This is a genomic window from Bacillus sp. 1NLA3E (assembly GCF_000242895.2).
Classification (GTDB): Bacteria; Bacillota; Bacilli; order Bacillales; family Cytobacillaceae; genus Bacillus_BU.
Genome location: NC_021171.1, coordinates 1,197,149 through 1,218,619 on the forward strand (window position 1 = coordinate 1,197,149; position 21,471 = coordinate 1,218,619).

At 35.8% G+C, this 21,471-nt stretch carries 19 protein-coding genes; 16 read left to right on the forward strand and 3 right to left on the reverse strand.

Annotated features, from left to right (window positions below; translation table 11 throughout):
• Positions 1-161: 161 nt before the first annotated feature.
• On the reverse strand, positions 162-1,844 hold the full coding sequence (locus tag B1NLA3E_RS05815) for a GMC family oxidoreductase (protein WP_015592908.1): 1,683 nt from the start codon (positions 1,842-1,844) through the stop codon (positions 162-164).
• Positions 1,845-2,811: 967 nt separating this feature from the next.
• Between B1NLA3E_RS05815 and ltrA the strand changes: the two genes are divergently transcribed.
• From ltrA to B1NLA3E_RS23215, 3 genes are all read left to right on the forward strand, one after another.
• Positions 2,812-4,140, forward strand: coding sequence for a group II intron reverse transcriptase/maturase (gene ltrA, locus B1NLA3E_RS05820; RefSeq protein ID WP_015592909.1), 1,329 nt, complete (start codon positions 2,812-2,814; stop codon positions 4,138-4,140).
• Between the two features lie 347 nt (positions 4,141-4,487).
• The gene (locus B1NLA3E_RS05825; RefSeq protein WP_015592910.1) at positions 4,488-5,513 is read left to right on the forward strand and encodes a DUF3231 family protein; all 1,026 of its coding nucleotides are present in this window, start codon (positions 4,488-4,490) and stop codon (positions 5,511-5,513) included.
• Positions 5,514-5,902: 389 nt separating this feature from the next.
• Positions 5,903-7,275 (forward strand): IS1182 family transposase gene (locus B1NLA3E_RS23215; protein ID WP_144061434.1). Its coding sequence is split into 2 segments (ribosomal slippage): positions 5,903-6,467 and positions 6,467-7,275, totalling 1,374 coding nucleotides; the frame shifts between segments, so codons are not numbered across the junction.
• A 507-nt stretch (positions 7,276-7,782) separates the two neighbouring features.
• Here B1NLA3E_RS23215 and B1NLA3E_RS05840 read toward each other — a convergent pair.
• The gene (locus B1NLA3E_RS05840; RefSeq protein ID WP_015592912.1) at positions 7,783-8,658 is read right to left on the reverse strand and encodes a DMT family transporter; all 876 of its coding nucleotides are present in this window, start codon (positions 8,656-8,658) and stop codon (positions 7,783-7,785) included.
• Between the two features lie 1,038 nt (positions 8,659-9,696).
• Here B1NLA3E_RS05840 and B1NLA3E_RS05845 point away from each other — a divergent pair.
• The 7 genes from B1NLA3E_RS05845 (at position 9,697) to B1NLA3E_RS05875 (ending at position 15,095) form a co-directional block, all read left to right on the forward strand.
• On the forward strand, positions 9,697-9,942 hold the full coding sequence (locus tag B1NLA3E_RS05845; RefSeq protein WP_041580337.1) for a hypothetical protein: 246 nt from the start codon (positions 9,697-9,699) through the stop codon (positions 9,940-9,942).
• A 4-nt stretch (positions 9,943-9,946) separates the two neighbouring features.
• On the forward strand, positions 9,947-10,234 hold the full coding sequence (locus B1NLA3E_RS05850) for an HNH endonuclease (protein ID WP_041580338.1): 288 nt from the start codon (positions 9,947-9,949) through the stop codon (positions 10,232-10,234).
• A 207-nt stretch (positions 10,235-10,441) separates the two neighbouring features.
• Positions 10,442-11,476, forward strand: coding sequence for an ABC transporter permease (locus B1NLA3E_RS05855; RefSeq protein WP_015592913.1), 1,035 nt, complete (start codon positions 10,442-10,444; stop codon positions 11,474-11,476).
• Position 11,477: 1 nt separating this feature from the next.
• Positions 11,478-12,158 (forward strand): ABC transporter ATP-binding protein, encoded by a 681-nt coding sequence (locus B1NLA3E_RS05860; RefSeq protein WP_015592914.1) that lies wholly within the window; start codon positions 11,478-11,480, stop codon positions 12,156-12,158.
• A gap of 15 nt (positions 12,159-12,173) precedes the next feature.
• Positions 12,174-12,854: a response regulator transcription factor gene (locus tag B1NLA3E_RS05865; RefSeq protein ID WP_015592915.1), complete on the forward strand. Its 681-nt coding sequence runs from the start codon at positions 12,174-12,176 to the stop codon at positions 12,852-12,854.
• Entirely contained in the window at positions 12,851-14,230 is a 1,380-nt protein-coding gene (locus B1NLA3E_RS05870; RefSeq protein WP_015592916.1) for a HAMP domain-containing sensor histidine kinase, read from the forward strand. Before B1NLA3E_RS05865 ends, B1NLA3E_RS05870 begins: the two co-directional genes overlap by 4 nt.
• Positions 14,231-14,621: 391 nt before the next feature.
• Positions 14,622-15,095, forward strand: coding sequence for a hypothetical protein (locus B1NLA3E_RS05875; RefSeq protein ID WP_015592917.1), 474 nt, complete (start codon positions 14,622-14,624; stop codon positions 15,093-15,095).
• A 596-nt stretch (positions 15,096-15,691) separates the two neighbouring features.
• Here B1NLA3E_RS05875 and B1NLA3E_RS05880 read toward each other — a convergent pair.
• Positions 15,692-16,309, reverse strand: a complete 618-nt coding sequence (locus tag B1NLA3E_RS05880; protein WP_015592918.1) for a TetR/AcrR family transcriptional regulator — start codon at positions 16,307-16,309, stop codon at positions 15,692-15,694.
• 156 nt (positions 16,310-16,465) lie between these two features.
• Between B1NLA3E_RS05880 and B1NLA3E_RS05885 the strand changes: the two genes are divergently transcribed.
• The 6 genes from B1NLA3E_RS05885 to B1NLA3E_RS05900 all read left to right on the forward strand — a co-directional run bounded on the left by B1NLA3E_RS05885 (position 16,466) and on the right by B1NLA3E_RS05900 (position 21,380).
• Positions 16,466-17,656, forward strand: coding sequence for a YhgE/Pip domain-containing protein (locus B1NLA3E_RS05885; protein ID WP_015592919.1), 1,191 nt, complete (start codon positions 16,466-16,468; stop codon positions 17,654-17,656).
• 552 nt (positions 17,657-18,208) lie between these two features.
• On the forward strand, positions 18,209-18,283 hold the full coding sequence (locus B1NLA3E_RS25965; RefSeq protein ID WP_083935175.1) for an AbiH family protein: 75 nt from the start codon (positions 18,209-18,211) through the stop codon (positions 18,281-18,283).
• Positions 18,276-18,635: an AbiH family protein gene (locus B1NLA3E_RS05890; protein ID WP_236619640.1), complete on the forward strand. Its 360-nt coding sequence runs from the start codon at positions 18,276-18,278 to the stop codon at positions 18,633-18,635. The genes B1NLA3E_RS25965 and B1NLA3E_RS05890 overlap by 8 nt, the downstream gene beginning before the upstream one ends.
• A 200-nt stretch (positions 18,636-18,835) precedes the next feature.
• On the forward strand, positions 18,836-19,096 hold the full coding sequence (locus B1NLA3E_RS25970; protein WP_083935058.1) for an AbiH family protein: 261 nt from the start codon (positions 18,836-18,838) through the stop codon (positions 19,094-19,096).
• An 834-nt stretch (positions 19,097-19,930) separates the two neighbouring features.
• Positions 19,931-20,812, forward strand: a complete 882-nt coding sequence (locus tag B1NLA3E_RS05895) for a PhzF family phenazine biosynthesis protein (RefSeq protein WP_015592921.1) — start codon at positions 19,931-19,933, stop codon at positions 20,810-20,812.
• A gap of 130 nt (positions 20,813-20,942) precedes the next feature.
• A complete protein-coding gene (locus B1NLA3E_RS05900) occupies positions 20,943-21,380 on the forward strand; it encodes a GNAT family N-acetyltransferase (RefSeq protein ID WP_015592922.1) in 438 nt (145 codons plus the stop codon).
• Positions 21,381-21,471: the final 91 nt, after the last annotated feature.

Below are 21,471 nucleotides of genomic sequence, written 5' to 3' on the forward strand. Positions count from 1 at the left end.
ACTCACCTGCCCCTAAGTTATTGGGCTTCGCTCGATTTAGAACGGCAACGTGCATAATCAGCGAAGGATATCTTGAGTATTTAAAGAATTTTGTGATCGTTTACTTATTTCTATTATTAAAAGAATATCGCCAAACTTATGACCTAATGTATCATTAATTATTAGGAAGACTCTTCACGAATAAATCGAACTGCATTTAAACCGATCATTTGAGAAGGCATGGAAGTGTTGCCATCTGGTAAAATGGGGGAGATGGAAAGATCGGCGACTTTCAGGTTCTTGGTGCCAAAGACATTCAGATATCCATCTACAACGCCGTCACGAATACTCCTGGCCATCTTGCATTGACCTCCAAAGTGGAAGATATTGCGATAAGAAGCCCTTACGTAACTTTCTATTTTTTTACGCTGTTCTTCCTCATTGCTTATCTCAAAGATTTTTTCAGGTGGGTATACGACCTTGTAAATGCCTTCAGGGTCGAGTTCACGTGCTTTCTTCATAATGTGGAAGGTCTCAATATACTGATCAACCATGAAATCCAGATCATCAGGATCTCCAAGCGGATTAAGGTCGATGGAAGGATAGGCCTCAGGATCGCTGTGTGCGGCCAATATAGTACCCCTGCTTTTTGGGTTTAGGTCGAAAAGGCCAATGCTCATAATATTGCTCTGCTTTTTAGGATCGAACCCCCAATTATTGGCCAGTGCATCTTGAGTGGGGAGAAACGTTGGTGTTGGGGATCCATATATTTGAAGGCGGCGGCCTCCACTTCTACCGTCTCCTTTAAAAGCACCCAGTGGAAATGGATTGTCTGGGTCTGCAGACATGAGTTCTAAAATCCGCTTAGTTTTTACTTCTACTCCCATTCCAATCGTAAAATGGGCTTGAAAGTTGTGCCCCACATTTGGGCTGTTTATAAGTGTTTCAATACCTGCTTTCGCTAAATCTGCCGGATTTCCAATTCCAGAACGTTGCAAAATAACTGAGGAAAAATTACCTGCACTAACTATGATCCCCTTTTTGGCGAATGCTCTATTTGATTTACCGTTTCTGACAAATTCAACGCCCACGGCAACTTGAATTTTTCTATCTTGTTCAAATAGAATTTTATTCACTGTTGTTTTAGCCAATATAATTAAATTTCTGCTGCCAACTCCAACTTCATCTGGATGGAACTCATTTCCTTGTGTCACAATTTTTCTGTTTAAATATCCTGTGGCAGTAGAGGAGCGAACGAACTGTCCATTCACTTCCTTATTTAAAAATTGTGATTTGAAAAATGTACAATCCCTTATACCAGTATTGTAATCCTCAACAATGGGAATATTTAATACATCTGATGCTGCTTTTGCCAACGTAACGGAAAGCCCATCCTTGGGAATGGTTTGCTGCCTGACAAAAATGGGGCCCTTTCTTCCGCGTTCTTCGGGTTCTTGCGTCTTTCCTGTATAAGTTTCATTTTTTATGAATAAAGAACTGACATTGTTATAACTCCATTGAGATCCAACAGTGTCTGCCCACTCATCATAAAGTTTACTGCTTCCCCGTACTGCATACATGGCATTATGCTCTGAGCTTCCCCCGATCGCTCTGCCGCTTGATATTCTAAGCTGCTGACCCCCAATACTTGGCTCTGCATTTGTAAATATATTAAAGGAATGCCTATTATCAGATGCTAAAATACCTGAAACTGCACCAGAAGGACTGCTTAGTTCTTTAACCATATTTGTTCCTGGTTCAAGGACAAGTACAGATGTACTTTCGTCATCCGATAATTTTTTTGCAATTACTCCGCCTGCAGTTCCGGCCCCAATCACGATAAAATCGAAAGTATTTTTTGACACCCTATGACCCCTCTCAAAATTGGACTACCACGCACAATTTTCCGAATAAAGTGGCTTTCCCAATATACATATGATTAAGTAATGTAAGTGTAACTGCTTAATCAACAGGATTACTAAAAACTGCGACAAGGGTTTATTGAATCCCCCAAATACTTTATTAAAATGTTATCTCAATCTGACTAACATCCGTCTTCTGGTTCAACTACAATTATTTTTGAAGTGAATTTGCTCAAAATCCTAAGATTATTTCTTTTAACTTTCTTTTCCTGTTAGTAGGAATGGGATTGAGTATTTGTGCTTTAAGTTTAAGAAAAGGTATCTGTAGTTAATCAATTTTTCTAATAGGAGCTTCCTAAATTAATATTAAATCGAAAGGTGCGATTCTTTAAGATGAAGGTCGCATTTTTTTATACCAAAAACGAGATTGTGAAGGAATGTACTTAAACAAACGGGTGCTTGTGCGGCTGAGCTAGGTCGTATCATATAACGGGTGGGATTCCCGTCGAGTAAGAACTAGCCATTCACTCGTAGCGAGTCTTGGAGGACTAAAGGTAACTTTAGTTTTTAAGCGTAGACAGTTAGGTGGCGGGCCGAAAGCCAAATGGTTGAAGGGATTGAGCTCCATAATGTTTGTAATTTGAGAGGGCTGATGCTTTAAGCGCTGCAGAAAGCTACATTTTATCTTTCGTTAAAGGCAAGAAAGATAAAACCTCTCTGGAGTCATAGACCTTGGCACGTTATACATTGATATGATACGGCAACTCAGGAGACCCTACCGGTCTTTTCTTTTTTTTAGAAGAGTATGGTTTACAAGCGATAAAAAGCAAGGAAACCAAATGCCGTTGTAGGGAGTCGGATAGCAGCGTAGTACCAATGAAATTGGGTAATGCCGATGGAGGAAAGGCTGCTACCTAGTTATCGCCCTTACTAGAGACACATTTACTACACACAGAGGTAGGTATACTAAATGGAAACAAAACTACTAAGGATAGCAGAATTAACAAAGTCTAATCCTAAAATGAAATTCACATCACTTGCACATTTACTAAATAAGCAAGCACTAGCTCAATGTCATCATGAACTACCCAATAGGAAAGCAACCGGGATTAACGGTACAACTAAAGAGCAATACGGTGAAAATTTAGAAGAAAACATAGAGGAGTTAGTAAGTCGGCTTAAAAGCAAAAGCTATCGTCCTGTTCCTGTAAGGAGAATGTATATTCCGAAGCTCAATTCAAACAAGAAAAGACCATTAGGAATACCGGAACATGAAGACAAGATTGTTCAAAAAGGCATTACAAAGATACTAAATACCATCTATGAAAATGATTTTCTAGATTGTTCCTTTGGGTTTCGACCTAATCGTGGTTGTCATGATGCTTTGAAAATACTGAACTTTTATATTGAAAAGAGATCAGTAAATTATGTAGTAGATGTCGATATTAAGGGATTCTTTGACAACGTTGACCACAAATGGATGGTGGAGTTCTTAAAACTGCGAATTGCTGACCCTAATCTACTAAGAATAATTGGTAGGTTTCTTAAAGGTGGATACATGGAGGAAGGTAAGAAATACAAAACAGACAATGGCACACCGCAAGGTGGAGTTATATCTCCGGTATTAGCCAATGTGTATCTCCATTATGTCCTTGACTTATGGTTTGAGAAAAAGGTTAAGAAACAATGCAAGGGACAGGCATATATAGTAAGGTATGCAGATGATTTTGTGTGCTGTTTTCAATATCAGAGCGAAGCTCAGGAATTCTTCCAATCATTGAAATGTAGATTAAAGAAATTTAACTTGGAAATTTCCGAGGATAAAACCAAAATTATTCCCTTCGGGCGGTTTGCCGAGAAATATGAAAAGCAAAAGGGAAATAGTAAACCAGCAACCTTTGATTTCCTAGGCTTTACACACTATTGTGGGAAAAGTAAACAAGGGAAATTTCGGGTGAAACGGAAATCGAGTAGCAAGAAAGTCCAAGGTAAATTAAAAGAGTCTAAAGAATGGCTGAAGAAGAATAGAAATAGAGATATTCATATGATCATGGATAGATTTCGACGATCGCTTATAGGTTATTACAACTATTATTGCATCACTGATAATACCAAAAATGTTTGCAACTTCAAAGACAAAATCGAGAACTTACTATTTAAATGGCTCAATAGAAGAAGTCAAAGGAAATCCTTTACATGGGATAAATTCAGACTATTTCTTGATAAATATCCACTACCTTCACCAAGAATTAAAGTGAATATATATGATTTAAGAAAAGAGATTAGCTACATTCTGTGAATGATGACTAGGAGGAGCCGTGTGCATTAATAGTGCAAGCACGGTTCTGTGAGGGGATGGAGTACAATTTATCGTAAGGTAGAAAGGCTCCCTTCTACTCGACTCCTTTAATAAGGATTAGCGTCTATTTTCATTTTAGGGCCAGATTGTTGTACAAAACCTTTTAAAAAAATCAGATATTATATTAAAGTTTGAAGGGATTATGAAGATTTGCTCTAACTTACGGGTAAGTAAAACAAGAATTAATAGAAAAGCCAAGAAACTATTTCCTTGACCTTTTCATAATGTACGGTTATTTGCAAAGAATATATCTATGCCTAGAAAATATTCTTTGGAGGTAACGAATTATGACTGAACATTACACTCAACTTACTTCGGCTGAAATAGCTTCAATTTGGACTAGCTATATGAATGATAGTATGTCCAAATGTGTCTTAGGCTATTTTCTGAAAACCGTAGAAGATGAAGAAATAAAAGCTGTTGTTCAATATACATATGACCTTTCAGCTACTCATATCGAAAAATTAACAACCATATTCCAAGAAGAACAGATTCCAACGCCAACAGGATTTACTTATGATAATGATGTGAATTTAAATGCTTCCTGTCTCTTTACAGATCCTTTTATGCTAACCTATTTAAACCATATGGCAAAGCTTGGACTGTTTGGATATAGTGGATTTGTTTCTATGAGTGCTAGAGATGATATAAGAGCATTTTACAGAGAAGGTCTGACAGAAACATCGGAATTGTTTGAGCGCAGTTCAAAAGTTCTTCTTTCAAAAGGATTATTTATTAGGGCTCCTTATATTGCATATCCAACCAAAACGGACTATATAGACAGTAAAAGGTATTTAAGTGGACTTTCTCCTTTTAGCAAACAAAGACCATTAAACGCCGTTGAAATATCACATTTATTCATGAATATTCAAACAAATATTATAGGAAGTAAACTTGCACAAAGTTTTGCCCAAATATCTCCAAGAGAAGATATTCAAAAATGGATGTTAAGGGGAGGAGATATTTCAAAAAAGCATATTCAAATATTTACAAATATCCTTGTTAAAAACGATATACAGGCACCTGCATCATCGGATATTGCAATTACTGACTCAACAACGCCACCATTTTCGGATAAGTTAACCATGTTTCATATGAGCTTTATGAGTGCAGCAGGAACAGGAAATTATGCAACTGCAGCAGCTGCAAGTCAAAGAAGTGACCTTCTTCTAAATTATGAACGATTATCACTTGAAATTGCTCAATTTGCTAAGGATGGGGCAGATATCATGATTAGTAATGAATGGTTAGAACAACCACCAGGAACACTTGATAAAGACAAACTTACAAATAAAAAAGAATTGAATAATTAATACACTTTATAAATAATTTTTGCTGATTTGTAAAAAGTAAGTTTAGTGTTGTATTTAACACTAAACTTAATGTGGAGGGATGTACTTTGAATAATCTTATTCTCGTATTTCAAACTTTACTTTTTATAGCTAGAAAAGTGTTCTTAATAAGTTCAAATAATTTTTGGCTTTTAGCTTATTAAGAACATCTTCTTTTGACATAAGTAATAAGTATTTTTAAAGTAAAATCTACTTCTCATTTGATAAAAGAGTAAGGGCAAGCATATAATATGCTTGCCCTTCAGGCTGTCGAGAAACTCTCGACAGCCTATTATTTTGTTTAATTACTTTAACAATTTACCGCGGTAATATAGTATAATATTCTTATCAAGAATAGGACGGTGAATAGAATGTTCAAACCCAAAAAAGCTGTTCAAAATGAAGCTGAATTTGTTTTTATCGAAGATTTGGTGCCTCAAAATCACCTTTTAAGAAAGGTGGATAAATATATTGATTTTTCATTTGTTGGAGAAAAGGTTCGGCCCTATTACTCAGAAGATAACGGTCGTCCAACTGATCCAATTCTGCTTTTCAAGATGATGTTTATTGGATATTTTTATGGCATTCGTTCGGAACGTCAATTGGAACGAGAAATTCAAACTAACGTTGCTTATCGATGGTTCTTAGGATTGAAGCTAAATGACCCAGTTCCTCATCATTCAACTATCAGTTGGAATCGAAGAACACGTTTTAAGGAAACAAACATCTTTCAAGAAATATTTGATGAAATTGTCCATAAAGCCATAAACCATAAGATGGTTGGTGGGCGTGTTTTATTTTCGGACTCGACTCATCTTAAAGCGAACGCCAATAAGAATAAATTCACTCGTGAGGAAGTTGAAGTGGAAACTCGCGAGTACATAGATGAGCTGAATAAAGCAATTGAGGATGATAGACTAAATCACGGAAAAAAGCTTTAAAAGAACGAGAGGAGGTGACAGAGACAAAAGTGATCCGAAAAAGTACAACGGATCCTGAGTGTGGATTCATGTCCAGGGAAAATAAGCAGGAAATGTTCTGTTATCTGGACCACCGTACAACAGACATGAAGTTTAATATTATAACGGATGCCTACGTAACTCCAGGAAATGTCCATGACTCTGTCCCTTACCTCTCTCGCTTGGACCGTCAAATCGAAAGATTTGGATTAAAAGTAGAAGCAGTCGGATTAGACTCTGGTTTTCTTACAAATCCTATTTGTAAAGGGCTCCATGATCGAAATATTTTTGGGGTTATTGCGCATAGAAGATATCATCCAACTAAAGGTTTATTTCCAAAATGGAAATTTCAATATGACAAAAAAAGAGATCTATATACTTGCCCAAATGAACAGGAATTAGTGTATCGCACGACTACAAGAGAAGGATATCGTGAATATAAGTCAAACCCAAAGAAATGTGCAGAATGTCCTCTGTTGAAGGAATGTACGAGATCAAAAAACAAGACGAAGGTCGTCACCCGACATGTATGGGAAGAATATAAGGAGAAGGTGCGGCTCAATCGTCTATCAAAATCAGGAAAAATGCTTTATAAATTTAGGAAAGAAAAAATTGAGCGAAGCTTTGCAGATTCAAAAGAACTGCATGGGCTTCGCTATTGTAGGTTGCGAGGGTTGAGGAATGCGAGCGAGCAGGTGTTGCTTACTGCAGCTTGCCAAAATATGAAAAAGATTGCCACACACTTGTCTAGGCTAGAAAAAGTGTGTGGCAATACCTCAAGTTGATTTACTTTAGGTTGATTGGAGCGGAAGGTGCTCGACTCCTGCGGGAGCAGCGGGACAGGTGAGACCCCGCAGGCGTGTAACGCCGAGGAGGCTCAGCGCCCGCCCCGCGGAAAGCGAGCACTTGGAGCGGAAATCAACCGGCCAATTAGCAGGCTAAATAAAAAATTGCCGAGAAAAATACTCTTTCTCGACAATCTGAAGGGCAAGCATATAATATGCTTGCCCTTTTGAATCAAAGTTGGGTTCAACTGTGTAATATTTCTTATTCTATCGGGGGTTTTTGTGCAATATCATATGCAGCTATCTACTAAAATTATTGTTGTAGGATACTCAGTAATCGGGCGCATTTCTCAAACAAGAGATACGCTTATTTTGTTATGGGCCATTTATTGAATAAAGGCAAGTTTATTTATTCATGAATAATGAGTAGTGATAAGAAATAAATATGAAAAAAATCCTGTTTCACAAGCAAACCCCTTCAGTTACTGCTGAAGGGGTTTTTAAATACTATTCTTTCTCGTTGATTACGAATAAAACACCAGTGAAAATTAGAATAGAACCTATCCAAAACATTACACCTATGGTCTCTCCTAGAATAAGCCATCCAAGTAATGTTCCAACCACGGGTTGAAAGAAGAAAAATATCCCCCCACTTGAGGCGTTAAGCATTTGTAATCCACGATTCCATAGTAGAAATCCACTTGCCGTTGAGACAATACCCAAATACAATATTCCTCCCCAAATGGTCGGGTGAGTCAGTTGAGAGAAATTAACTTCGTGTAAGCGTGGCAATACAAAAGGAGTTAACACGATTAATGCTACCAAGATGGAATAGGTAGTTACCACAATTTGTGAATAATCACTCGGCAAAAGCTTTACAAGTACTGACATGAGTGCCCAAGTTAAAGCTGCAATAAGTAGTGCTATACCTCCAAGTGAACTGGACATATTCACATCACTAATTCCAACAATGAGAAGCACTCCAATTGTCGCTAAACAAACAGAGATTCCCTTTTTTAAACTCTTCCGTTCTTTAAGGATTAAGCGAGCAAAAATAACCATAAATGCTGGTGTTGAAGAAGTTATAATGGCTCCCATTTGTGCTGTGGATAGCATAGTACCAGTTTCCTGAGCAACAATTGAAATGGTATTACCTATGATTCCAATGGCTATGATTATAAAGACAAAACGTTTTTCAATACGCCATTTTTGTCTTGTTATGAAACCGATCACGAGAAGTGCGACAAACGCCACTAAATAACGCATCCAAACAAGTTCTAGTGGAGGTATGACCGATACTACAACTTTAACAACAACGTACATACCACCCCAAATGCTTGAAGCTAAAATTAAATATAAAGAACCTAATAAGGTGTTTTTCATTTTTTTGTACCCTCCGTCTTTTGTTTAGGTCGAGAATGCCCCTAACGGAGAGATGTAGTCACCTTCACTCCATTAAGAGCAGAAGAGTGCTACTGGTACATCATTTTCAAATAATGGAGTCCAAAACATTTTGATTCACCTCAGTCCTACCACAATTATCTGTGTTTATTATAGCAAAGAATATTAAGCCAATGTTATCAAGCCTCTTTAGAATTGCTAAACTAAGAGTAGATTGTGAAAATAGTGAAGAGTAAAGGGGGCTTAAGTACAATTACCGAGAAACCATGTTTATATCTCTTTTGTATTTTTATATTCAACAATCGGGCGCGTGCGACGTGTTCTGTCATAAGCACTATAGTGTGAAAAACCGGAGATTTATTGTTTATTAAATCTCAACTTTACAACTGAGGATGGGAATGACGGAACCATGTCTCCTTAAACCATCCCGACAATACTCCTGCATGCGTTATAATTTATAGATTATGGGGTATGAAGCCAGGTGGAGTCGGCAGAACAGAGGCTAAAGCCTTACTTTTTTTTTAGTGATGCCATGCCAATGGATATGCCGGGCGGCTGAAAAACTAGATATGGTGAGAATCGTTCCACCAATAGGGACTGACGAACTTTCGAAAGTAAGGGTCTAAAGATTGAACATACGGAAACCTATGAACCATCTAGCGATGGTGTGAGTGGTGTGGAGTAAAAATGCGCCCTCTGAAACACGCTATATCGAACTATGGCGATATCCAGCTCACAGGCTTATAGAAAGCACCTACGTCTAGGAAGGATAGCTAGGTTGTAAGGAACGCGGAAAGCAAGGAACATTGAAACAAGAGCTGTCACCTGAAATGGTTGTTCTAAGGTTAAGCCGAAATACATTTATCCTTGTGAGGGTAGGGGCACGACCTATGAAACTTCTGTAATGGGAGTGGAGGAACAGTCCGAGTCTAGCGAAATCAAACGATTATTTTCCTAAAGTGCATTGCACCGATCGGGTATGAACGTGGGAACATCACCTCGGAGAGGAGGGGTGCCACAGTGCAAGCTCTACGATATTGGGATTACTACGGTATGACAGAAACTATTACAGATTTATACGATAGAGCCACTCGCAAAGAATCTTTTAACCGATTATATGACATTATTACTTCAAGAGAAAATATTCTACTGTCCTATCGAATTATAAAATCTAATAAAGATTCAAAAACTGCGGGAATAGATGGTAAAACTATAAGTGATATAAAAATACTGTTTGAAATCAAAGATTCTAACACGAAGTGTTGAATACATGGATAATCGGATAAGTCGATACAGTATGACAATGGGGGAATGTGAAATCACAGGCAACTTCCTTTATGCTAACGAAGTTCACTGTCATCATTATTTCCCAGTACATCTCGATGGAAGCGACCAATTCAAAAACCTTCGCATTCTCCATAAAGATGTACATAAATTAATTCATATGACGGAAAAAACGACGATAACTATACTCATATCGAACCTTGGTATTTCTGGACCGACGGTCCAGAAGATTAATACTTACCGCGAAAAATGCGGAATAGAACCAATCTCTTAATTGATGGGTAACAAGGAACTTATAATCTAGTACAAATCGCTAGATGGAACGCGGAATGATAGGAAACTATCACGTTCCGTGTGGGGCAAGGGAAAAGCTGGAGATAACATCAAAGGCTTACCTATTGCTTAAATGTAATTTTCCGTTCATCTTCTGTTCATATACCGATCTTAAACTAAGGGTGTAATAAAGATTGGAGGAATGAAGATGAACATTGCATGGAAAGAAATGAAGAAAAGTAAAGCAAGATTTTTGATTTTAGGCTCCATTGTTTTTCTCGTTAGTTTATTAACGTTTATTATATCCGGTTTGGCAAATGGATTATCACTTGACAGTGCTGGTTTAATAAAGGATTTGCCGGATGGACAATTTTATATGACGAAGGAAGCCAATCAGACCTATAGCATGTCAAGAATAGACCACAGTATTCAAAATCAAATTTTAAGCAAACAAAAGGATGCCGCGGCATTTTCCATTCAAATGGGGTTTTTAAATGATCGTGATGGTAAGCAGCGAAGTTTCGCTTTCGTGACAGCGACCAAATCTACGTGGTTTAAAAATGTAGAAAAAGGGGAAGTTGTACTCGACAAGTCAATGGAAGACGATGGTATCAAAATTGGAGATTCTTTAACCAATAATCAATACAAAGGCAAGTTTGTTGTAAAAGGCTTTGTAAACAACAGTAAATACAGCCATGCAGCTGTAGCTTATATCAGTATGGAGGACTATAAAGAAATTTATGGAACCGACGAAATGCAGTTGATTTTTATACCTGAAGGGGGTACAGTCCCAACATTCTCTGGTATGGAATCCTTTTCGAATAATCAATTCCTTAATACCATTTCGAGTTATAAATCAGAACAGATGTCCCTTAATATGATTATTTGGTTTTTAGTTGTCATTAGTGGAATGTTGTTTGCCATCTTTTTTTACATGATGAATGTTCAAAAGATTGGTTTATACGGTATTCTCAAGGCGATAGGTGTAAAAACAAGTACGCTGTTTAAAATAATGTGGGCGCAAATGGTGTTTATCACCGTCATTGCACTCAGTATATCCATTTCCCTCAGTCAAATTTTTAATAAGGTAGCACCTAAAGGAATACCGTTTAGTTTAACCACTGAAACAACAGCTCAATTGTCGATCGTCTTCCTAATTATAGGATTTGTTGGCGCAACGCTTTCCGGCTTACAAGTTAAAACAATTCAACCATTACAAGCTATTCAACAAGGAGAGGTTTAACATGATATTTAAAATAGATAATGTTAAAAAATCTTATAAAAATGGAGAAGTGACCGAAGAAATCCTAAAAGGAGTGAACCTTTTTCTTCGAGAAGGTGAGGTAACCGCTTTAGTGGGGGCATCAGGCTCCGGTAAAAGCACGCTCCTTACTATAGCTGCAGGACTCCAGCCTGCATCAGATGGACAGATAATCTTCGAAGGGAAAAACTTGACTTCTATGAATTCAGAACAAGTTCGAAAAATCCGAGCAAGCAAATTTGGCTTCGTCTTTCAATTTGCTCACCTGGTGCCTTTTCTTACAGTAGAGGAGCAGCTGTTACTCATGTTGGATGTATCTGAATCGAAAATGAAAAAACGGGAACAAAAAAAAGAAATTGATAAAATCCTAAAATTGGTTGAAATGGACCATCGAAAAAATGCCTATCCCTCTTCATTATCAGGCGGTGAAAAGCAGCGGGTTGCTATTGCCCGTGCCATTATCCATAAACCCAAAGTTCTCTTTGCAGATGAACCAACTGCAAGTTTGGATTCAAAAAGGTCAAAAGATGTGATGACATTAATCAGTAATTTAACAAAGACACTCAATATTGCCACATTAATAGTAACACATGACGAAGAAATGCTTTCATTTGCTGACCATATCATTAAAATGAGTGATGGGCAGATTTTTAAAAAAGTGTAGGAGAAAGAAAATTATATGACAAATATTTTAATTGTGGATGACGATATCAATATTTTAAAACTTGTAGATATTCACTTATCTGAACAAGGATATAATGTATTCCAGGCTAAAGACGGGATGGAAGCATTAGAAATACTCAAGAAGGCTACCTGCGATTTAGCCATAGTGGATGTGATGATGCCATTTATGGATGGCTACACCCTAACGAAGGAGATTCGAACACTGTATGATATTCCAGTGATCCTTTTAACAGCTAAAAGCGAAATTGAGGATAAGGAGCAAGGATTTCAAGCCGGAACGGATGATTATCTGGTAAAACCATTTGAAACAAAAGAATTAATCTTTCGGATTAAGGCATTGCTGCGACGATATGACTACCAGCAGGATGAATCCATACTACAAATTGGCAATACCACGATAAACAAAAAAAGCTATGAAGTTCAGGTAGGGAAGCGTACCTTGCTCTTACCGTTAAAAGAATTCGAGCTTTTATCTTATCTAACTTCTAATCCTAAACTTGTGTTTTCCAGAGAACACCTGATAGAACAAATCTGGGGCTTGGATTATGAAGGAGATGCGAGAACGGTAGATGTTCATATAAAAAGATTAAGGGAACGTTTTTCTAACTTAACGGATGATTTTCAAATAAAAACAGTACGCGGGGTTGGATATTCATTGGAGGTCCAACGTAAATGAAAACACTATATGTGAAATTTATTGTCATAACGATTGGAATGATGTTTATTAGCTTTCTCTTAGCTTTTGTCATTTCAAATACCTATTATCAACAGAAGCTAAAACCTTATAATGACAATAAAAATACAAAAGTCGCATTAGATATTGCTGCTTTTGCTGAAAGTCATCCAGAAATAAGCTTAACAGAGTATTTGGCCAGCATTACTAAAGTTGGATATCAAATATGCTTGGTTGAAACCGGCGGAAACAGAACTTTTTTTGGCGAACCTTTCAGGAACAAAAGTCTTTCTATTTCAACTCAACAGGATGTAATAAACGGCCATATTTTTCACGGTATGCTTCATTTTCCACGGGGAACATTTGTTACAGGCTTTTTTGCCAATGAACTAAATAATACTATTGGCGTGCCATTAAAATATAACAGAAAAACTTTTGCTCTTTTTATCAGGCCAGACATCAAATTCCTCTTCAACGAGATGCACATTTTATTTGGATGGATTATTGGAATAGCGATTACGTTGACCATCATTATGGTTGTTATTAATACAAAATATTTAGTAAAACCGATTTCTAACCTGACAAAAGCGACAAAATCACTGGCAAATGGTGATTTTAATGTAAAATTGGATGTGACCCGCCATGACGAGTTAGGGGAACTCTCCCATAGCTTTTTACGGATGGCACGAAAGTTGGAACAAATGGATGAGATGAGGAAGGAATTTATTTCGAATATTTCTCATGATATACAGTCCCCGCTATCTAACATAAAAGGATATACAAACCTATTAGAAACTGATTCTTTAAGTAAAGAAGAAAGATCCCAATATGTATCCATCATTAACGGTGAAATTAGACGGCTTTCCACCTTAACAAAACAATTGCTGCTTCTGGCTTCATTAGATAGAAACGAGGATATTCTTAAGAAAGTACCATTTAACCTCGGCCAGCAATTGACCAAATTGGTGCGAAACTATCAATGGGCAGTAAGTGACAAGGAGATTATGCTCGGCTACTCTTTGCCGGATATAGAGATGATCGGTGATCCATCCTTGCTCAATACAGTTTGGGATAACCTCCTATCCAATGCCATTAAATACAGCAAACCGAATGGCAGCATTGAAATATCTATTGATAAAAAAGAAGAATCCGTCATCGTAACCTTTGAAGATACAGGAATTGGGATGAATGAAACAGAATTAGATAGAATATTTGATCGCTTTTATCGGGCGGACAAGGCACGTACACGAACAGTCGAGGGCACCGGCCTGGGTTTATCAATTGTCAAGACGATTATCGACTTGCACGGCGGCCGTATCAATGTAAGAAGTAAAGAAAATGAAGGAACTACTTTTATTGTGGAATTGCCAATTGGATAGAATTACTCAATATGGGATCCTACCAACAAAACGCTAAGTAAATTTCGACATGAAAAAGGCCGATTTTTCCTACACCCAGGAAACATAGGCTGCTTTATAGAGAAATAATATTGAATGCTACTATAAAAATTATAATTTCCTCATTTAGATGCGATACGGTTAACCGTATCATAAGTAAAACCTTAAGTGTGAGAAAGTACGCCTTAAAAAGAAGAAAGAATATTACTTAGATTTAGAAAAATGCTGTTTAAAATATACTTAAGAGCAGAAAACAATCTTCCACAATCGGGCGCAATTCCAGAATAGAAATTGCGCTCTTTCTTTATGTAAAGGGCCATTTAATTTATGGATTGGATTTTTATGGTAATATGATTACAAGAAGTTATCCAATATGGGCAATAAAAAGGAGGGGAAAAAAATTAAACAAACCTTTAATCTCAAATTAAATGTTTATTTACTACTTACAATCATACCGTTATCCGTTCTTGGATATTATTTTGCCGTAAACAATGAATCATTGTTTTTCTTATACGAATGGCTGCTTGCTGCATTAGTCATAATTTCAATACTATTCTCCATTAAAAATATAGTATCAATTAGAAATGAGCTGAGGTGGGTAGCTATTTCTATTTTGGCTTTTTTAATTCAATTTTCAGTACTTGGATTATTTTTGGGACCACTAACACATTATCTAATGTTTTATCTTTATTATGTTTTTGCAATATTTTCTTTTGTTGTCTTTATAATAACAATAAGAAAAAACAAAACTTTAAGAATTATCCCGATAATCTTCACTATAATAACTGGATTATTCACGCTATATATTGTGTTTTTAAATGCTTTGTGGGGAAATAATTTAAGTTAAAACACCTATACTATATAAAATGATTTAATGATGAAAAAGGAATTAAGAAACTCTTTGACTGAGGTCATATTTTAGGTATTCCATTATAGGGCGCATTTCTCAAACAAGAGAAGCGCTTATTTTTGTTTAGGGCAAGATTGTGGAACAACACGTTTAAAGAAAATTAGTAAGGGTGAAGAGTTTGTGAGGGTTATCGCTTAAACTAAAAGTGGCTTATCTACAGTATCCTCATAAAAAAGTTGATAGAATAGCTCTTTTATCATTGACTATATGTAGCCATTGATAAGGTGTTTAAGGACTTGACTTGGAGCCTCTGTGGGCACGATTTGTCTTGAAAGGCTGATGCAGTTGTTTCTTCAGGCAAACGGGCATATCATACCCACCTCTCCAAGTAATGTCCTATGTTTGTGTACGTTGAATACGATAAATACATACTGTAGATAATGCTTCCACAAAGATAGATTTTAGGCATTTTTAGTATCTTAAAATACTATGAATACGGTGAAAAAACATACTGTAGATAAGGGCAAGTTAGTTGAAAAAGCGTAATAAAGGGACAGTACCAGCTTTTTTTAGGTACTGTTCCTTTAACTAATTTATTTTTTTAACCCAGCAGCAAAGAAGGGTCCATTAACTGTAATAGTTGATAGAATTCGAGCCATTTCTTGAGGAGATTCTTTCCTGCCACTATCCAACCATTGTTGAATTACTCCTATATGTGCAGATGCAACGTAAGAAGCTAAATATTGTCCCGGAACTAGTAACTTTTCCTCCTTAAGAGGTGCGTCTGGATTATTTCCAAACAGTGTTCTCCACATAAAATCTTTCAGCCTTGATTGAAAAGATAAATCTCCTTTTGGACCTAACACTGCTTTCATAAATCCACTTTTTTCATTTATATATTCGAATATGGAAACTACGAGGGGAAGTGGTGTTAATGTTGGTGAGTTAGTTTCGAGTGCTGCAATAACACCTGGGAATTTATGTATTGCAATTCTGGACATTTCAAGCATGATTTCTTCTTCGCATTTTGTCATTAAATCAAATTTGTCTTGATAGTGCGCATAAAATGTACCTCTATTTATTTTTGCTCTTGTTGTTATGTCTTTAACCGAAATTGCTTCGAACCCTTTTTCATCGATTAATTTTACTAGTGCATCTCGGATGGATTCTTTTGTCCGAATGACCCGTAAATCCGTATTATTATCTCGCAAGGTAATTCCTCCTTAATTTTATCCAACACAATTATTAAAGGTGTTCGATAACCGACACATGTGCCATTTTTGATTATTGAACAGAAAAGGATTCAATAATAAAATAAACAACAGGTTGTTTATTATAATAACAAAAAAACAGGGAGGAAAAAATATATGTTCAAAAACAAATTGTTTTTAGGTTCGCCATTTATTGCATTAGCAGTCATTTTTATTTTTTCACTGACCTTATTTCCCTCGGTCCAACCACAGCCAAAAAATCTGCCTATTGCAATTGTAAATGAGGATGAAGGAGTGGAAATTCCTAATCAACCAAAAATGAATATGGGGCAAACGATTGTTGAAATGATGCAAAAGACTTCAGCAACCGCAAAGGATGAAGACCCTGCTGTGAAATGGGCTAAAGTAAAGTCCGAAAACGAAGTACAAAAAGGGTTGGATAATCAAAAATATTATGCAGCATTGGTCATTCCGAAAGACTTTAGTGCGAAGCAAGCATCATTACGGACGCCAGCACCTTCTGCACCAGAAGTACAAATATTTATCAATCAGGGAATGAATACAGCTGCTTCAACGATGGCGGGACAGGTTTTAAATGGAGTAGTAGACAACATGAACAGCACTGTCCGTAAACAATTACTGGATGGTTTTGAAAAGCAAGGAGCAACTTTAACGGCGAAACAGGCAGCAAGCCTTGCAGTACCAATCGCAAAGAAAGTCACAAATGTGAATGAAATCGGAAGCCATAGTGCTAACGGAAATTCTCCTATTTCTTTATTCCAGCCATTATGGATAGCAAGTTTGGCTATTGCAGCGATTCTCTTTCTTGCCTTTAGTAAATTGCCGATCAGCACTCGAAAAGAAAGTCTTGTCACAAAGGTAGGGCAAATTTTGATGAGTGCTATTGTATCACTAGTAATTGGATTTGGCCTTACATGGATAGCAGAGGGAATGGTAGGACTGAATATCCCAGATTTCCTTGATACAGCCTTATTTTTAACAATTACCTCATTTGGCTTCATCCTAATGATTTTAGCTGTACTTTCATTAGTTGGGATTAAATTTCTTCCGGTCTTTGCCTTATTGTTATTCTTTGGAGCACCTTTACTAGCAATGGCACCAGAAATGATGTCCCCATTTTATCGGGATTGGGTTTACTCTTGGTTGCCAATGCGATTTATGATAGAAGGGCTTCGGGAGTTATTCTTCTTTGGTGAAGGGTTAACCTGGAATACTCCAGTTTCTGTCCTTGTTTGGATTGGATCGGTAAGCATGGTTGTCATACTGGGTACTGCTTTAAAACATAATAGGTTGAAGGATGTAGCATCTGATTCTCGAAATATGTAAAAGGTAATTGCATGATGTAACGTTGAACTATTTGTTGTCAGGTTTAACCATCAGAGTCGTGTACTTAAAGGGAATGTACTTAAACAAACGGGTGAGTTAGCTCAATAAATAAAGGTCGATTTTAGAGGCTATTTTAAATTTTTTTAATCTTCCACAATCGGGGCTTTCCTTTAATAAGGATCAGCGTCTATTTTCATTTTAGGGCCAGATAGTTGAAGAGTAAATTTTGCATCAATAGTGGTGAACCGTATCATAAGTAAATGAGGTTTTTAAGTGGAATGGGTAATGTCCCAAAGAGATTCAAAAAGATAAAGATTAATCACTGGTTGAAGAGAGCGTTAATGAAATTAGCAAGTTTAACTAAAATAATATAAGTAGCTACCTTTTTAAAAGGTAGTCACTTACTTTACTTCGGGTATAGAGCTGGAATTTCTTAAGAAATCAATTTGAAACATTTTACACAAATCATAAAATTTAAATGTAGAGGATTATGTGCAGTTGAAATGCGATAGCTATTGTTTTGAGAACTAACTTGTAAAAGTAGGCGAGATTATGAAAAGACTTCTTATTATTGGAAATGGTTTTGATCTTCACCATGGAATGAAAACAAGTTACTGGAATTTTTAGGGATTACCTCTTGAAAACTGAGACAGAAATATTAAGAACGATGAAGATGTTCAATATGTTCCAAGAGGATTTATGGTCGGATTTTGAAACAAATCTGGCTAATATCGATGTTCAACTAATGTTTGATTATTACTCTGACAGTCTAGTCTCTTATGCAGATGACAATTGGAGTGAAAGGTATCATCATGAATTCCAGTACTTTATCGAACAAGGTACTTGGTATATGAGCAATGGCTTAAAATCGCAATTTGTTAAATGGATATGCAGTATTGATTTGCCAACTAAAATGAGTAAAGGGATTGCTAATTGTTTTGCTGAAGTTAAGGATTCTCATTACCTGAATTTCAATTAAACACCAACTTTACAAAGCTTGTATGGAATTGAAGATGAGAAGGTTCTACATATACACAATAGAATTGTTCATGAACGTTCTTAAATCATTCTTGATCATGCTGTAGGAAAGCCTCAGAGTAATTTGGATTTGGTTTATGGTGATGTAAGAGCTGACGAAGCGTATGATTCGATTAGGCAGTATTATGCAACTACACACAAATCAACAGCTTCTGTAATTGCAAAGAATGGTTTTTTTTAAGCGCACCTTATAAATATAATGAGATTATTATTATGGGACATAGCTTGTCGGATGTAGATTTACCATATATTCAACAGATAGCAACAAATCTGTGTCATGAAAATACACGCTGGTATGTGAGTTACTATAGTACAGGTGAGATAGTGAGTCATAAAAGGAGTCTAGAAAGATGCTCAATCTCTGATAACAAAGCTTCTTTCTTTAGACTCTGTGATTTGTAAATAGATAAAATGAATTTCTAGAATACAAATGCTTGTTTCTGTAGCGTTAGTAAGAGGGGTAAGCATAAAAATAGAATTTGAAAGATACTTAATGTTTCCATAATCTGATTTGAGGATAGCATTTTAAAACCTAATTGGGATGAATGGAAATAGTTCTAGAATTGGATACAATGAAGTTATTCAACAATTGGGAGCATTCCTTTAACAGAGGGCTGCTTTTAAGTTATTAGACAAACGAGGTAGATAACTGAAGAGGAATATTTGTTAAAAAAAGGGTAAGAGGTTAAGTTTCCTTCAGATTGAGAATATATTTACTTTTTTATTTCTACTTCCCTTATTTGGATATCTTTATTTTGAAATGGTTTATAGTCAAACAGAAAAAACACTAGCAGTATCATTGTTAGCATAATAGCAGTAATAATAATTTCTTTGTTATAATCTTTTGCATCTTTCTCCTGTAATTGCTTTCTATAATTAATTTAAATTTTTTTCTTTTTAAAATCTTGTTTCATACTACTCCCCACCTTGAATATTCTTATATATTATTTAGATTCTCTTTTTAAGAATAAAAATCCTTTAAGGACCTAATGAATCAACAATGTAGACTTACAAAATTTACTCTTAGAATACATTAAAGGATATAGGTTAGTTATTTTAGTTATTCAACTATCGGGCGCTTTTGTGAAAGATAAAGGCTGCCAACATATTAGCAGCTTTTCTTTTTGAAGTAACTGGCAGTTTAGGTAAATAATATCGTATTGTTTTTTACTTAATTTAAAATGAAATAAATGGTATATTATATAAAATATTACAAATGGAAACAAGGGGAGACTTATGGGGAAAATAAATTATTCTATTGTTGATGTTTTTTCACAAAGGAAATATACAGGAAATCAACTTGCTGTTTTTAAAAATGCCGAAAACATTTCAGATAGTGAAATGCAACAAATAGCCAAGGAAATTAATTTTTCTGAGACTACTTTTATCTTATCAGATACAAAAAAAGATGATGGTTATGACGTTCGTATTTTTACACCTAATGAAGAGGTTCCTTTTGCTGGACATCCGACTTTAGGAACTGCATATATCATTCAAAATGAAATTTTAGAGGAACCCCTGGAGAAACTTATTTTAAATTTTAAAGCTGGACAGATTCCCGTCACGTTCGATAATCAAGAAGAAATTCTATGGATGAAACAAAATAAACCAACTTTTGGTCGGATTTTAGATACAAATAAGGTTTCTGATATTTTAAATATAGATAAAGAATACATAGATGATAGATTTCCTATCCAAGAGGTTTCAACTGGACTTCCAGTGATTGTTGTACCTTTAAAATCTCTAGAAGCCGTTAAAAAAGTAAGGATAAATAAAGAAAAATACTTTGAGTTAATTAATCATACTGAAGCAAAAGCAATTATGGTTTTTTCTCCTGAAACGTATAATTCTGAAAATGATTTAAATGTTCGAGATTTTGCAGATTATTATGGTGTTCCAGAAGATTCGGCTACTGGAAGTGCTAATGGATGTTTAGCTTCTTACTTAGTTAAATACCGATATTTTGAAAAAAACAAAATAAATATCAGTGTAGAACAAGGATATGAAATTAAAAGACCTTCTTTATTGTTTTTACAGGCAACTGATGATAACGGGGAAATCAGCATTTATGTAGGAGGAAAAGTAGAAAAAATTGCTCAGGGTGAATGGTTTCTATAATAATCTTCCTTCTTCGGCTAACGGTTGCGATTGTTCAATAAGAGCAGTCGCTTTTTTACTAACGACGTAGGTTTAACAAGAAGATGTGATAAACTTAATTTACTAAAAATTCTAAAAAGGGGATTTTATTATGAATACTTTAACAATTAAGGAACTTCAATCACGTAATGAAATTATTGAAGCATTTCCAATTATGAAGCAGTTACGAACTCATCTTGATGAAAGTTCTTATCTTGAATTAGTAATTGATGCACAGGAAAAAGATAGATACAAAATATTCGCTTTACTCGATGATGATGAAATTGTTGCGGTTACTGGCTTTAAGCCAATGATAACACTTTATTATGGTAGATTTGTTTGGGTTTGTGATTTGGTTACAAATGCTAATAAGCGTTCAAAAGGATACGGAGAAAAACTACTTACATATGTTCATGAATGGGCAAAAGAAAATAATTATGAAAGTGTTGCCTTATCTTCGGGATTACAGCGTACAGATGCACACCATTTTTATGAAGATAGAATGAATTATGACAAAGTAAGTTATGTGTTTAAAGCATCTTTAAAATAATCCTTTCTTGAGCTGTGCTTTAGTAAAATAACTTAGTGCAATTTTTGCGGTTTTTTCGCATTTTACAATCTTCCGCATTCGGGCGCGATGC

What these genes read in the sequence shown, in the direction of transcription:
- B1NLA3E_RS05885 (WP_015592919.1), top strand. Translation starts at nt 16,466, where the DNA reads ATGTTCAAAAACAAATTGTTTTTAGGTTCGCCATTTATTGCATTAGCA.
- B1NLA3E_RS05870 (WP_015592916.1), top strand. Translation starts at nt 12,851, where the DNA reads ATGAAAACACTATATGTGAAATTTATTGTCATAACGATTGGAATGATG.
- B1NLA3E_RS05855 (WP_015592913.1), top strand. Translation starts at nt 10,442, where the DNA reads ATGAACATTGCATGGAAAGAAATGAAGAAAAGTAAAGCAAGATTTTTG.
- B1NLA3E_RS05875 (WP_015592917.1), top strand. Translation starts at nt 14,622, where the DNA reads ATGGGCAATAAAAAGGAGGGGAAAAAAATTAAACAAACCTTTAATCTC.
- B1NLA3E_RS05895 (WP_015592921.1), top strand. Translation starts at nt 19,931, where the DNA reads ATGGGGAAAATAAATTATTCTATTGTTGATGTTTTTTCACAAAGGAAA.
- B1NLA3E_RS05825 (WP_015592910.1), top strand. Translation starts at nt 4,488, where the DNA reads ATGACTGAACATTACACTCAACTTACTTCGGCTGAAATAGCTTCAATT.
- B1NLA3E_RS05900 (WP_015592922.1), top strand. Translation starts at nt 20,943, where the DNA reads ATGAATACTTTAACAATTAAGGAACTTCAATCACGTAATGAAATTATT.
- B1NLA3E_RS05850 (WP_041580338.1), top strand. Translation starts at nt 9,947, where the DNA reads ATGGATAATCGGATAAGTCGATACAGTATGACAATGGGGGAATGTGAA.
- B1NLA3E_RS05860 (WP_015592914.1), top strand. Translation starts at nt 11,478, where the DNA reads ATGATATTTAAAATAGATAATGTTAAAAAATCTTATAAAAATGGAGAA.
- B1NLA3E_RS05840 (WP_015592912.1), bottom strand. Translation starts at nt 8,658, where the DNA reads ATGAAAAACACCTTATTAGGTTCTTTATATTTAATTTTAGCTTCAAGC.
- ltrA (WP_015592909.1), top strand. Translation starts at nt 2,812, where the DNA reads ATGGAAACAAAACTACTAAGGATAGCAGAATTAACAAAGTCTAATCCT.
- B1NLA3E_RS05865 (WP_015592915.1), top strand. Translation starts at nt 12,174, where the DNA reads ATGACAAATATTTTAATTGTGGATGACGATATCAATATTTTAAAACTT.